This window comes from Nocardia sp. BMG51109 (assembly GCF_000526215.1).
Lineage (GTDB): Bacteria > Actinomycetota > Actinomycetes > Mycobacteriales > Mycobacteriaceae > Nocardia.
On the sequence record NZ_JAFQ01000004.1, the window covers coordinates 2,897,439 to 2,910,880 of the forward strand.

Here is a 13,442-nt window from a genome sequence, read left to right on the forward strand (position 1 = left end):
GTGGTGGTGGAAGCCGGATCCGGGCCGCTCACGCGCGGTGTGGATGGTGATCGGCAGCCTCCCCTGCACGTTCGTCTCCGAGGGGGAGGGGTGATCGGCCGAGAGACTTTCGCTCCGATTGATGTAACCGGCTATTTGCAACTTACCCGCGAGTAGATAAGCTTCCGGTCGCTTGACCAATTCGAGAGGTGGATCACGTCCGATGAAGTACGTGCTGCGTATGACGGTAGCGGCGGTCGTTACGGCCATGGTTTTCCCCTTCCTTGTCACCACGGCCACCACGGCCACCGCGGGACCCACCGCCACCGGCCCGGACGGCGGAGCCGCGGGTGCCGCGTGGACGGCGGCCCAGGACGGCCCGCAGCAGTATCCGAACATCCACATCGACTGGGACGTGCCGATCACGATGAGCGACGGCACGGTGCTGAAGGGCAACGTGTATCGCCCCGCCGACGCCGCCGGCCGCCCCGCCGACACGCGGACGCCCACCGTCGTCAACCTCACCCCGTACACCAAGCTGGTCTCCAACCTCGCCGATCACGCCCAGTCGATCCCGGGGCTGTCCGACGCGCTGCTGAACCTGTTCCGGCAGATCGATCTCTCCGGCACCCCGCTGTCCGGGATCACCGACCTGACGAAGGCTTTCGGCGGCGGCGAGCTGCGCAGCTTCACGGTGGACCGGCAGCTGATCAAGAGCGGCTACAGCCAGGTCGTGGTCGACGTGCGCGGCACGGGCTTCTCGCAGGGCGAGTGGGACATGCTGCGCCAGCGGGAGCAGCAGGACACCGTCGAGGTGATCGACTGGACCGCGCGGCAACCGTGGTCCACCGGCAAGGTCGGCATGAACGGCATCTCGTACTCGGGCATCAACCAGGTGCAGGCCGCCGAGAAGCACCCGGACGCGCTGAAGGCGATCTTCCCGGTGGTGCCCGGCAGCGACCTGATCAACGACGTGCTGGCGCCCGGCGGCGGCTTCGGCTTCAACTTCATCCCGCTGTGGCTGACCGCGATCAACAGCCTGAAGTGGGTACCGGACGTGCAGTCGATCGTGAACGGCAAGTTCGATACCCGGTGGCTCGGCGATCGGATGGCCGATCCCTACACGTACATGGACGTGCTGCTGTCCGCCTACACCAGCACCCGGATGGAGGATCTGGATCCGCGAGTGAAGCAGATGCTGTCGGACTACACCGCGGAACGGCAGGCGTGGCTGGGTGACCCGAGCTCGATCGACATCCCCACCTTCGTCGCCGGTGGCTGGCACGACCTGTTCACCTACTCGGAATCCAAGATCTACAACGAGGTTTCGCTGCCGCCCGGGCAGAAGCAGCTGTTCATGGGCAACACCTACCACCTCAACTCGGGTAGCGAGTACGGCAGGCCCGGCCTGCCGCCCCGGCTGGATGTGTTGCAGCGGGCGTGGTTCGACAAGTGGCTCAAGGGAATCGACAACGGCATCGACACCTACGGCCCCGTGACGCTGCGTCAGCAGGGCGGCGGTTGGACGACCCGGGACGGATTCGGCCCGTCCGCGCCCGCCGAGGAGGCATCGGCCTATCGCCGGATGTACCTGTCCGCCCGCCGAAGTGGCACCGCGAACAGCGCGTACGACGGTTCGCTGACGAGCGCGCCCGACGACGACACCGGCCGCCTCACCGTGGCCCCCGGCCTGACCACCGTCTGCTCCAACGACGCCGCGCAGGCCACCGCCGGCGTCCTGTCGATCATCGACGGCTGCGCCAAGGATTCGCGGGTGGCCGAGCTCAACGGCCTGACCTTCACCAGCGATCCGGTCGCGGTCCCGACCACCCTCTCCGGCCCGATCGCGGTGCGGCTCAACACCGTTCAGGACGCGGCCGACGGCTACTGGGTGGCGACGGTCAACGACGTCGCTCCCGACGGGCAGTCGACCGTGCTGTCGTCCGGCCAGCTGATGGCCTCGCTGCGGCAGATCGACGAGTCCCGCAGCACGCGCTCCGAGAACGGCGACTACACCGATCCGCGCGCGTACACCTCGCTGGACAAGCGGCAACCCACGGTCCCGGGCGAGGTCACCACGCTCGACCTCGCACTCCCCGCCACCGAGGCGGTCCTGCAACCCGGCCACCGCCTGCGCGTGGACGTCTTCGCCGGCACCTTCCCCAAGGGCCTCCCGATCATGCCCATGCTGATCGACACGGGCCTGAAACCCCAGCACATCCAACTGGATCCGACCGCCCCCAGCTTCGTGAACATCCCGGTCCGCGGCAACCCCGCCTGGTAGTCCGGGAAGCCCACGAGCGTGTGATCCTTGCGGCGACACGCAGCTCAGGTTCGGGTGCCGATCGCGGTGCGCTTGCCCCGTCGCAGATTTCGGGCCGGGGACCAAGCCGGGTGCCCTGGCTGCTCCGAATACTGATCGGTGTTCGGCACTGCCGGGCACTATCTCGGATACGACCGTCGCCGGTGGTCGGGTGCACTACGAGCCGCTTCCGGCCACCGGCGACGGTACCTGCGGACACGCGGATCTCACAGCACGGCCGCGGTCGGTTGTACGGCGGCTCGAGCAGCAGTTTCCCATTCCCTGGCCGACGGTCTCCGTGCTCGCGTCGGCAACTTGCGCGCGCGGCTGGAATCCTCCGAGGTTCCGCGGTCGAGTCCGGCTGTTCGCTGGTGGGGTGCGATAACGATGCCGAAGGTGTGTTGTTGTGCTGCCCATGATTTTCGGCCGTTTTGCTACTCGTCGGTAGCCGATCGTCCTACCTTGAGAATCGACCGCTGGACAACGGAGTGGATGGTGGGCGATGAGGTATCTGCTGCGGGCTGGGCTGGTGGCGGTAGCCGCCATGGCGATGACACCGTTCGTGTCGCCGGTCGTCGCTGAGACACCCGAGCCGGTGGGGCCCGACGGGGGCGCGGCCGGAACGGCCTGGGCGGCAACGGAAGACGGGCCGCAGCAGTATCCCGGCGTCCATATCGAGTGGGACGTGCCGATCACCATGAGCGACGGCACCGTGCTGAAGGGCAATGTCTACCACCCCGCCGATGCCTCCGGCCGTCCGATCGCCACGCCCACCCCGACCATCCTCAACCTCACGCCCTACACCAAATTGGCGTCTATGGCCATGGACTCGGCGATGTCGATCCCGGGACTGTCGGACCGGATCATGCAGCTGGCCCGTGACTTCGACCTGACGGGTACGCCCTTCTCCGGCCTCACCGATCTGACCAAGACGATCGGCGGCGGTCTGATGCGCACGTTCACCGTCGACCGGCAGCTGATCAGGAGCGGGTACACGCAGGTGGTCGTCGATGTCCGGGGAACCGGCTTCTCCCAAGGGGTTTGGGATCTGCTGCGGGCGCGGGAGCAGCAGGACACCGTCGAGGTGATCGACTGGGCCTCGCGACAACCCTGGTCGACCGGCGACATCGGCATGACCGGCGTCTCCTATTCGGGCATCAACCAGGTGCAGGTGGCCGCGAAGACCCCGCCGGCGTTGAAGGCGATCTTCCCGGTCGTGCCCAGCGGCAACCCGTTCCGCGACGTGGTGGCCCCGGGCGGCGGGATCGGCACCACCTTCATGCCCGCCTGGCTGCTGGCGGTCAACATGAGCAAGATGATGCCCGATCTGGTCTCGTTGGCGCAGGGGCGATTCGACACGAAGTGGCTGGCCGATCGCATCGCCGACCCGTTCACCTTCGTGGACGCGCTGATCGACTCCTTCATCACGCCCACGATCCCGCAGCTGGGTCCGAAGGTGCAGGATTTGCTGCAGGCCGACAGCCCGTCGCGCCAGGCGTGGGAGACCGATCCGAGCGGAATCACCGCACCCGCCTTCATCTCCGGCGGCTGGCACGATCTGTTCGTCAACTCGCAGTCCGAGCTGTTCGGCCGAATCCCGTTGCCGCCCGGGCAGAAACAGCTGCTGATGGGCGACACCTACCACATCACCAACGGCGCGGAATCCGGCCGGCCCGGCCTGCCGCCGCGGATGGACGTCCTGCAGCGTGCCTGGTTCGACAAGTGGCTCAAGGGAATCGACAACGGCATCGACCGGTACGGCCCGGTCACGGTCCAGGAGCAGGGCGGTGCCTGGACCACCCTGCCGGCGTTCCCGAGGCCGGAGTCGGAGTATCGGCGGATGTATCTGGCCGCCGCGCCCAGCGGAACCGGCGCCGGCAGCGTGCACGACGGATCGCTGCTCACCGAGCCGAGCCCGAGCGTCGACCGCCTCACCGTTGCACCGGGATTGACCGGACTGTGTTCCCGCGACGCGTCGCAGCAGACGATCGGTGTCACCGCGATCGTCGTCGCCTGCGGGGAGGACAACCGCGTCCACGAGCTGGGCGGCCTGACCTTCACCAGCGCGCCGGCCGCGGAGCCGACCACCGTCGCCGGCCCGATGGCGGTGCACCTCGATACAGTGCAGGACGCGACCGACGGCTTCTGGGTCGTCGAGGTCACCGATGTGTCGCCCGACGGCCGCTCGACGGTGCTGTCCACGGGCCAGCTGATGGCGTCGCTGCGGGCCGTCGACGAATCGTGCAGCACCCGAGACGCGAACGGCGACTACACCATTCCGGTAGCCGACCTGTCCCTGGACACCCGGCAGCCGACCGTGCCCGGCGAGCCCACTCCGCTCGATATCGCGGTGCCGGCCGTCGACGCCGTCCTGCAACCCGGCCACCGCCTGCGGGTGAACGTGTACGCCGCGAGCTTCCCGAAGGGCGTGCCGCCGACTCCGCTGCTGGTCGAATCCGGTTTGCGCCCACAGCATCTGCAACTCGACCCGAACGAACCCAGCTACGTGAATCTGCCGGTCGCAGGCAATCCCGGCTGGTGATCTCGGCAACCTGTGATTAGGTAAGGCAAAGCTTGGTTCGATGGGTTAGATTTGGCTATGCCTTTTCGTCGTTTGCGAGGTCGTGCGGGTCGGCATACGCGCCGTATCCGATGGGCGGGGCTGGCCGGTGTGGCCGGATCGGTCCTCTACGCGACGGGTGATGTCCTGCTGCTGGGATCGAAGGTGGAGCCCGACCGGCATCCCATCCTGAGCGAGCCGGGGGTCAAGCCCGAGATCGGTTCGATGCTGCCGGCGTCCACCACGAGGTCGACCGTGGGGGCGATGTGCGGAGTCTTCGGGTCGCCGCTGTATCTGGCCGCCGCCTGGCATCTGTATCAGGGACTCGCGCCCGCCGGTCGGGCCCGTGCCGTGCCGCCGGCGCTCATCCTGGCCGCCGCCTGGACCACGCCGGCATTCATTCACGGCACGTTCTTCCACTGGGGCGAGGCGTACAGGGCGGCGGAGGAACTGGCGCCCGTGAGTGAGGAGGCGAAGCGCCGTCTGCTCCGGCAGGCCGACGACTTCGGCCGCGCCATCGCGATCGCGTACTGGCCCTTCGGCATTGCCACCGTGGCCGCTTCCGCGCTGGCCATCGCCGCCGTGGCGACCGGCCGCACCGCGTACCCGCGTTGGGCCGGCCCCGTCGTCACGCCCGCCCTGCCGATTGCCGTCGCATCCGCGGTGACGGGGAATCGCCTGGTGCCGGGCCGGTACAAGCACTCGCTGCAAGGCGCGGGGATCAGCCTGGGGCATCTGATCAGCTACGGCGTGAGCACGGCGTTGCTGTGGTCGGGGCGCCGCCGGGCCTGATCGGCGCGCGTGCGGTCCCGGTTCAGCCGAGCGTGAAGAGATTCAGCTTATACGCCCCGATCAGGGGCGGCACGACGCGGGCCAAGAGCGGCATGCCGAAGCGGTAGCGCCACGGCCAGTGCCGGCCGATCTCCGGTTGCGGGGTGGCGAACGTCCGGCTGTCCAGCAGCGTCAGGCCCCACGCCCCCAGCTCGGCCGGATCGTCGCAGATCCACTGCATGCGAGCGGAGAGCGCCTGGAAGACCGGATTGCGATCCTGGTTGTTCATCATCGTGCGGCCACCGGTATCGAAGGCGAGCCTGCTGCCGGGGAACCGCTCGGCGAGCTGCCGCACGACGGTGCGCACCTGCTCCTGTTCGAGGTAGAGCAGCACCGCCTCGCTGACGAAGAAGTACGGACCGCCGGTCGCCGCGACCTTGTCGAACCAGTCGGTGTCCAGGACCGAACCGGCGATCGTGGTGATTCGATCGGTGTCGTCGAAGAATGCCCGCCGCAGTTCGGTCGTATCGGGCAGGTCCAGGTCGAACCAGTGGGCCCGGCCGTTGTCCAGGCGGTTCGACCGGGTGTTCAGGCCGGCGCCCAGCTCGATCACCGTCCCGTCCGGGTGTTCGTTCAGGAATCGCCGGACCCAGCCGTCGAAGATGGCCGTGCGCAGGACGGAACCGGACAGTGCGGGCCCGCGGAACTTGGCGAAGTCGTAGTCGATCCGGTCGACGAGCTCGACCGCCTTGGCATCCCCCAGTACCGGGCGCCGGGTTCCGGCGTCCAGCGCCCGCCCGTAGAGCGGAATCAGCAGGGTCTCCTGCACGGTGCCCAGCCGAATGGCTTCCTTCATCATCCCAGCCTCCCTTAGGTTAGGTTAACCTAACTAAATCGGAGTGGCCGGTCAAGGCCATGGCTCAGAGCCGCCGATGCGGAAGGAGAGTCGCATTTCACAGCCGCCGCGCGGGTGCGGCGCCCGGTACCGGACCGAACAGAATGGAGGACAGTTCACAGTGGTGTCGTACAGTCTCCAGATACGTGGTGCCGCAACGAAATCTGGAAGCGGCATCCTCATCGGCGCCGCGGCGGTGCGGGCCGAGCCGCTCGACGCACCGGTGGAACTTTGCGTAAACGCCGGGCTAACGTCGGCGGAAGTGCCCGTGACCTGCGGGAAACTTCCCGGGCCCGCACTTGGCCGGCGCGTCCGCGACCGTACGATTCAGTTGTGAGCGTTCCCCAGGCCGTGCTGCTGGCAGTTCTGGCGGCCGTCGTAGGTCTGGCCGTCGGTGGCCTGCTCATCCCGTACATGAATGCCCGGCAGGCGCAGCGCCGCGAGGCCGAATCCGGCCTCACCATGTCCCAGGTGCTCGATCTGATCGTGCTTGCCTCCGAGAGCGGCATCGCGGTCGTCGACGAATACCGCGACGTGGTGCTGGTGAATCCGCGTGCGGAGGAACTGGGTCTGGTCCGCAACCGGTTGCTCGAGGAGCGCGCGTGGGCCGCGGTGGAGAAGGTGCTGGCCTCCGCGGAGAGCGTGGACTTCGATCTCAGCCTGAAGAATCCGGTGCCCGGCCGCAGCCGCATCGCGGTGCGCGGGGTGGCCCGCCCGCTGTCGCGGGAGAACGCCAACTTCGTCGTGCTGTTCGCCGACGACGACTCCGAACAGGCGAGAATGGAGGCGACCCGCCGGGATTTCGTGGCCAATGTCAGCCATGAGCTCAAGACCCCGGTCGGGGCGATGAGCCTGCTGGCGGAGGCACTGCTGGAGTCGGCCGACGATCCCGACTCGGTGCGGCATTTCGGCCGGCGCCTGCACGACGAATGCGGCCGGATGGGCAAGATGGTGACCGAGCTGATCGCGCTGTCGCGCCTGCAGGGCGCGGAGAAGCTGCCGGAACTCGAGGCCGTGGACGTGGACACCGTCGTCCACGCGGCCATCGAGCGGTCCCGCACCGCCGCCGAGGCCGCCGGCATCACCGTGAGCACCGACGCGAACAGCGGCCTCGAGGTGCTCGGCGACGAGATGCTGCTGATCACCGCGCTGTCGAACCTGGTGGAGAACGCCATCAGCTATTCGCCGAAGGGCTCGCACGTCTCGGTGAGCCGCTCGCTGCGCGGGGGACACGTGAACATCGCCGTCACCGACCGCGGCATCGGCATCGCCAAGGAGGATCAGGAGCGGGTCTTCGAGCGGTTCTTCCGCGCGGACAAGGCCCGCTCGCGCGCCACCGGCGGGACCGGGCTCGGGCTGGCTATCGTCAAACACGTGGCGGCCAATCACAACGGCGAGATCACGCTGTGGAGCAAGCTCGGCACCGGCTCGACGTTCACGCTGCGCATCCCCGCCGCCGACGCCGAGGACGAGTCCGCGGGCGGCGCGGGCACGACCGCGATCGCGGCGGAGAGAAAAACTCCCACCGGAAATTCGGTGGGTAAGAAGGAAAACGGTCCGCGCCCGGCGGGACGGGCCAGACCCAATGGTGTGGAGGCAACACGATGACGAGTGTGCTGATCGTCGAGGACGAGGAGTCGCTGGCCGATCCGCTCGCGTTCTTGCTGCGTAAGGAGGGGTTCGAGGTGACCCTGGTCGGCGACGGGCCCTCCGCGCTGGCCGAGTTCGATCGCTCCGGCGCCGACATCGTGCTGCTCGATCTCATGCTGCCCGGCATGAGCGGCACCGACGTCTGCAAGCAGCTGCGCACCCGCAGCAGCGTGCCGGTGATCATGGTGACCGCCCGCGACAGCGAGATCGACAAGGTCGTCGGCCTCGAACTGGGCGCCGACGACTATGTCACCAAGCCGTACTCGTCGCGCGAGCTCATCGCCCGCATCCGCGCGGTGCTGCGCCGCGGCGTCGGCGAGGAGGTCGAGGGCACCAGCGACAGCGGTGTGCTGGAGGCCGGTCCGGTGCGGATGGACGTCGATCGCCACACCGTGCAGGTCAACGGCAAGTCGGTGACGTTGCCGCTCAAGGAGTTCGACCTGCTCGAGTATCTGCTGCGCAACTCCGGGCGGGTGCTGACCCGCGGTCAGCTCATCGACCGGGTGTGGGGCGCGGACTACGTCGGCGACACCAAGACGCTCGACGTGCACGTCAAGCGGCTCCGGTCGAAGATAGAGAACGACCCGGCGAAGCCGGAGCACCTGGTCACGGTGCGCGGGCTGGGGTACAAGCTGGAGGCCTGAATCCCCGCCCGCGGGCACACCGCTACTGGTAGACGAACAGCTGGCGCACCGGAACGGCGACCGCGTTCAGGTTGTGCGGCACGCCGTTGTCGTCGTACTGGCGGCAGTCGTGCGGCCATACGTAATGGCCGTCGCCGCGGCACTCGATCGGGCGACCGGTGCCGTAGGGGCTGACCACCAGGCGCTTCGACGTCTTGGCGGGATCGAAGTACGCGCCCGGGTCGAAGGCCGAGACGAATCCGGAAGTCCAGTCGCGATATTCGTTCCAGCCGTAGGGGTCCTCCGGGGCCGGATCGGCGCTTGCGGCGGGCGCGGCCATGAGCAGCGCGCCGGCGGCGACGGCGCAGGCGAAGATCGTTTTGGTCATACCCGTCCTATCGTTCGTATGCCGTTCCGCTATTACAGCGGGCAGCGTAGCGGACGCCCCCGATCCGTTGGGGCGCCCGCGCTCGAACGATGTGAACTCGGACGGTGTGAACTCAGACGATGTGCACCCAGGCGGTGCCGATCTGTGGCAGATCGGTCTTCGACAGCGGCTGCCAGCCGAAGTCGTCGTGCTGCATGCAGTCGTAGAGCGGAATGTCGGCGCCGTTACCGCGGCAGGCGATGGTGCGCGAGGTGCCGTACGGAGTCACGATGACCTGCTTGCCGTTCTGCTGCGCCTGCAACGCCGCCGGATCCGTGTAGTTCACGAACTTGTCGGTCTGCACGTTGTAGTCGAACGGGTCGAAACCGGCGTCCTCGCCGTGTGCCACCGGGGCCAGCGCCAGCGCCGCGCCGACGGTGAGGGCCGCGGTTGCCATGATTTTTCTCATCATGAGGCAAGACACCTACCATCGCCGGGTGAAGCCTGCATGGCCGCCGGATGTCTTATCGACTCGCTACCCGCGTGTCGTACATTTTGTCGTTGTGTCGCCATCGGTTCCGCAGGTCCTCCCATCGGGGCGCCGGATGTTTGCCCGTTTTGCGCGGTTCACGCTACGGCATATCGGCGCGCGATAGTTGGCTACCTTTGGGCAATCTCAGTGCGCGGCTTCGCGTTCCGCCTCGGCGGTGGCCGGATGCACGGCGACGATGCCGAGTCCCTCGCGGCGCTTGCAGTGCCGGGCGAGTTCGTCGTACGCGGGCTCGCCGATCAGTTCGATCAGTTCCGGGGCGTAGGACTGCCACACCGGCCGGGAACCCACGTGCGCGTCCGGTGAGCCGGAGCAGTACCAGTGCAGGTCGAGTCCGCCCGGGCCCCAGCCGCGCCGGTCGTATTCACCCAGGGTGGTGCGCAGGATCTGCACGCCGTCGGGGCGGTCCACCCAGTCCTGGGTGCGCCGGATCGGCAGCTGCCAGCACACTTCCGGCTTCACGGTCAGCGGTTCGAGCCCCTTGCGCAGCGCCATGCTGTGCAGCGCGCAGCCGATGCCGCCGGCGAAGCCGGGGCGGTTGAGGAAGATGCACGCACCGTCGTAACGGCGGGTGCGCTCGGCGGTCTCGCCGTCGAGGTCGTCCTTCTCCAGGTACAGCTTCTTGCGCACCTTGCCGTCGGCGTCGCGTGCCTCGTCCATCAGCTGCCAGTCGTCGGGTGTGAGCATTTTCACAGCCTTCTGGAGCTTCTTGCGATCGTCGTCGTCGGAGAGGAACGCGCCGTGCGAGCAGCAGCCGTCGTCGGGGCGGCCCTCGATGATGCCCTGACAGGCGGGTGTGCCGAAGACGCACGTCCAGCGCGACAGCAGCCAGGTCAGATCGGCCACGATCGTATGCTCGCTGTTCGCCGGATCGGCGAACTCGATCCATTCGCGCGGGAAGTCGAGATCTACCTCCGGGCTGGGATCGATCTTCGCCGCTGGCCGCAACCCGGTCGGGGCGCTCGCGGAAGCTCCTGCCGTCACATCGCCCGACGCTAACAGCTATTTCCGGATTCGTGCAGAACCGGGGTTTACCGGGTGTTACATCGTTCCGTCTGCTGCGCGACACGACAACCCAGTACCGTGTTCATGTGCGGCTCGGTGTGCTCGATGTGGGAAGCAATACCGTCCACCTGCTCGTGGTGGACGCGCATCGCGGTGGCCACCCGATGCCGATGAGCTCCACCAAGGCGACGCTGCGGCTGTCGGAGAACATGGACGACCACGGCCGCATCACCCCCGGCGGATCAGCCCGCCTGACCTCCACCATTACCGAATTCGCCAGCATCGCAAAGACTTCCGGCTGCGTGCAGCTGATGCCGTTCGCGACGTCGGCGGTGCGCGAGGCCACCAACTCCGACGAGGTGCTGGCCCGGATACGCCACGACACCGGCGTCGATCTGCGGGTGCTGACGGGGGTCGACGAGGCCCGGCTGACCTTCCTCGCCGTGCGCCGCTGGTACGGCTGGAGCGCCGGGCGCATCCTCAATATCGATATCGGCGGCGGTTCCCTGGAGATGAGCAACGGCTGCGACGAGGCTCCCGACGCGGCACTGTCGCTGCCGTTGGGCGCCGGTCGGCTCACCCGCGAATGGCTGCGCGAGGACCCGCCGGGTAAGCGCCGGGTCGCGGTGCTGCGCGACTGGCTGGAGGCCGAGCTGGTGGTACCCGCCAAACAACTGGTCGAGCCGGGGCGTCCCGATCTGGCCGTGGGCACCTCGAAGACGTTCCGGACGCTGGCCCGGCTCACCGGCGCCGCCCCCTCCTCGGCGGGGCCTCGGGAGCGGCGTATTCTCTCCAGTTCCGGTCTGCGGCAGCTGATCGCGTTCATCTCTCGGATGACGGCGGCGGACCGTGCAGAATTGGAGGGCGTTAGTTCCGATCGGTCACAACAACTGGTGGCTGGCGCATTGGTCGCGGAGGCGAGTATGCGAGCGTTATCGCTGGATACTCTCGAGATTTGCCCTTGGGCGCTGCGGGAGGGACTGATCCTGCGCAAACTGGATACCGACTTGGACAGCGAACCCGGTGCCGGCTGTCCGAACGGAGTACCTGGCCCGACCGAAACGGTGTCGCAATGAGTGACGATTCAACCCAGCTGTCGGTCGCCGAGCTGCTGGCCCGCAACGGTCAGGGCGTGCCGTCGTCCGGCGGCGGCCGGCGGCGCCGCAGTGGCCGGGGCATCTCGGTCACGGAGCTGACCGGCGACCAGCCGGTGGTGCGCGAGGGTTCCTCCGCGCACGCCGCCCCCGACCCGGAGGCCGACGACGCCTCCGGGGCGATCGACTACGGATACGGGTCGTCCGATTACTCGGCGCCGTCCGATTACTCCGCATCGTCCAACTACTCCGCATCGTCCGATTACTCGTCGTCGCTACCGGATTTCGATGCCGGGCCCGCGTATTCGCCGCTGTCGGGGCCGATCTCGCTGTACGACCCGCTGGGGAACAACGGGGCGCACACCAACGGTTCCGGGACGAACGGGTCCGCGGTGCCGGAGTCGCCGGCCTTCGATCCCTCCGGCTACGCCCCTCCCGCCTACGAGCCCCCCGCCTATGAGCAGCGCTCGTACCAGTCGCCCGCCATGTCGGATGCGGCGCTTCGCGATCCGGCGGGTTACGGCTGGCCCGACGCGCCCGCGGAGCAGACCGCGGATGCCGATCCCGACCCGTTCGGCGGTACCGGAGCGCCGCCACCGACCAGCCGACGAGCGCGCCGCGAGCGCATGGAGGCCATGGAAGCCATGGCCGAACCGCCGCCGCCGATCCCGGAGACTCCCGAACAGGCGCCTCCGGGCGTGGACGGCTGGCGCCGCCGCGGTCCCGACGAGCAGGCGACCGAGATCCGGCCGCTCCGTGGGCCGTTCCCGCAGCGCAACGGCGCGGGCCCCGGGCCGGCCGGGTGGGCGCCCGCGCGTCCGCCCGAGGGCGAGCCGCCGTTCCGCGGCGACCAGCAGGACCGGATGGAGCCGCCACCCCGCAACGGGGCGGGCGGTCCGCCACCTCCGGGCCTACCCGCGTGGTCGGCGCGAAGGCGCCACCCCGCCGAACCGCCGGCCCCGCCCGGGGGCCACCCGATGCACAACGGCGTACCCGCGCCCGTCGAGCCGAACGGCGCACCCGCGTGGGCGCTGGCCGACCAGCAGCTGGTCTCCGGTCCCACCGTCGCCGGGGATCTGCTGCGGGACAAGGGCAATCGGCGCGGTTTCGCGCCCGCGGACATCCCCGCAACCGCGAACGATCGCACCGATGTCTACGCGCCGGTCCGCCCCGGCGACCTCGATTCCGACGATTCCGACGAGTTCGACGACGATCTCAACGAGTTCGACGACTTCGATGAATTCGACGACGACGAGGACGACGAGTCCGGCGAGTCGTGGGCGGTGCGCGCCAAGCGGGCCGTCGCCCGCCGCGCACAGACCTCCAAGCAGGCCGTCGCGGAGCGCGCCCGCACCCCGCGCTCCGAGGAGGACGCCAACCGGCGCCAGTGGCTGGTGCTCGCCGGGCAGGTCGCCGGCGCCGCGGTCGCGGGGATGCTGCTGTTCAAGGGTTTCGAGAAGATGTGGGACGTGCTGCCGTTCGTCGCCCTGATGCTGGCCATGGTCGTGATACTCGGCCTGGTGGCGCTGGTGCGGGTGCTGCGCCGCACCGACGACATCATGAGCACCGTGATCGCCGTGATCGTCGGCATCTTCGTGACACTGGGCCCACTGGCGTTCCTACTCAGCACGAACTGAGCGGATGAC

The 13,442-nt window shown here is 68.5% G+C and carries 11 protein-coding genes; 7 read left to right on the top strand and 4 right to left on the bottom strand.

Translation table 11 applies throughout. From position 1 onward, the window contains the following. Nucleotides 1-202: 202 nt before the first annotated feature. The 3 genes from D892_RS0114620 (at nt 203) to D892_RS0114630 (ending at nt 5,633) form a co-directional block, all read left to right on the top strand. On the top strand, nt 203-2,263 hold the full coding sequence (locus D892_RS0114620; RefSeq protein ID WP_024801949.1) for a CocE/NonD family hydrolase: 2,061 nt from the start codon (nt 203-205) through the stop codon (nt 2,261-2,263). Between the two features lie 520 nt (nt 2,264-2,783). Next, nucleotides 2,784-4,823 (top strand): CocE/NonD family hydrolase, encoded by a 2,040-nt coding sequence (locus tag D892_RS0114625; RefSeq protein WP_024801950.1) that lies wholly within the window; start codon nt 2,784-2,786, stop codon nt 4,821-4,823. 57 nt (nt 4,824-4,880) lie between these two features. After that, entirely contained in the window at nt 4,881-5,633 is a 753-nt protein-coding gene (locus D892_RS0114630; protein WP_369801749.1) for a DUF6796 family protein, read from the top strand. Nucleotides 5,634-5,655: 22 nt separating this feature from the next. Here D892_RS0114630 and D892_RS0114635 read toward each other — a convergent pair whose 3' ends face one another. Continuing rightward, nucleotides 5,656-6,471: a class I SAM-dependent methyltransferase gene (locus D892_RS0114635; protein WP_024801952.1), complete on the bottom strand. Its 816-nt coding sequence runs from the start codon at nt 6,469-6,471 to the stop codon at nt 5,656-5,658. A 369-nt stretch (nt 6,472-6,840) separates the two neighbouring features. On the opposite strand from D892_RS0114635, the gene D892_RS0114640 reads away from it, so the two are divergent. Both D892_RS0114640 and D892_RS0114645 read left to right on the top strand, forming a co-directional pair. Then, nucleotides 6,841-8,115, top strand: coding sequence for a cell wall metabolism sensor histidine kinase WalK (locus tag D892_RS0114640; protein WP_024801953.1), 1,275 nt, complete (start codon nt 6,841-6,843; stop codon nt 8,113-8,115). Then, on the top strand, nt 8,112-8,801 hold the full coding sequence (locus tag D892_RS0114645) for a response regulator transcription factor (protein WP_024801954.1): 690 nt from the start codon (nt 8,112-8,114) through the stop codon (nt 8,799-8,801). The genes D892_RS0114640 and D892_RS0114645 overlap by 4 nt, the downstream gene beginning before the upstream one ends. Before the next feature lie 22 nt (nt 8,802-8,823). Here D892_RS0114645 and D892_RS0114650 read toward each other — a convergent pair whose 3' ends face one another. The 3 genes from D892_RS0114650 to D892_RS0114660 all read right to left on the bottom strand — a co-directional run bounded on the left by D892_RS0114650 (nt 8,824) and on the right by D892_RS0114660 (nt 10,681). Next, the gene (locus D892_RS0114650; RefSeq protein WP_024801955.1) at nt 8,824-9,168 is read right to left on the bottom strand and encodes a hypothetical protein; all 345 of its coding nucleotides are present in this window, start codon (nt 9,166-9,168) and stop codon (nt 8,824-8,826) included. A 112-nt stretch (nt 9,169-9,280) separates the two neighbouring features. Further along, a complete protein-coding gene (locus tag D892_RS0114655) occupies nt 9,281-9,604 on the bottom strand; it encodes a hypothetical protein (RefSeq protein WP_232236091.1) in 324 nt (107 codons plus the stop codon). Between the two features lie 219 nt (nt 9,605-9,823). Then, nucleotides 9,824-10,681, bottom strand: coding sequence for a hypothetical protein (locus D892_RS0114660; RefSeq protein WP_024801957.1), 858 nt, complete (start codon nt 10,679-10,681; stop codon nt 9,824-9,826). A gap of 107 nt (nt 10,682-10,788) precedes the next feature. On the opposite strand from D892_RS0114660, the gene D892_RS0114665 reads away from it, so the two are divergent. Both D892_RS0114665 and D892_RS43680 read left to right on the top strand, forming a co-directional pair. After that, nucleotides 10,789-11,778 carry a Ppx/GppA phosphatase family protein gene (locus tag D892_RS0114665; RefSeq protein WP_024801958.1) on the top strand — a complete coding sequence of 330 codons (990 nt, stop codon included), beginning with the start codon at nt 10,789-10,791 and terminating at the stop codon, nt 11,776-11,778. After that, entirely contained in the window at nt 11,775-13,433 is a 1,659-nt protein-coding gene (locus tag D892_RS43680; protein ID WP_024801959.1) for a hypothetical protein, read from the top strand. Before D892_RS0114665 ends, D892_RS43680 begins: the two co-directional genes overlap by 4 nt. Nucleotides 13,434-13,442: the final 9 nt, after the last annotated feature.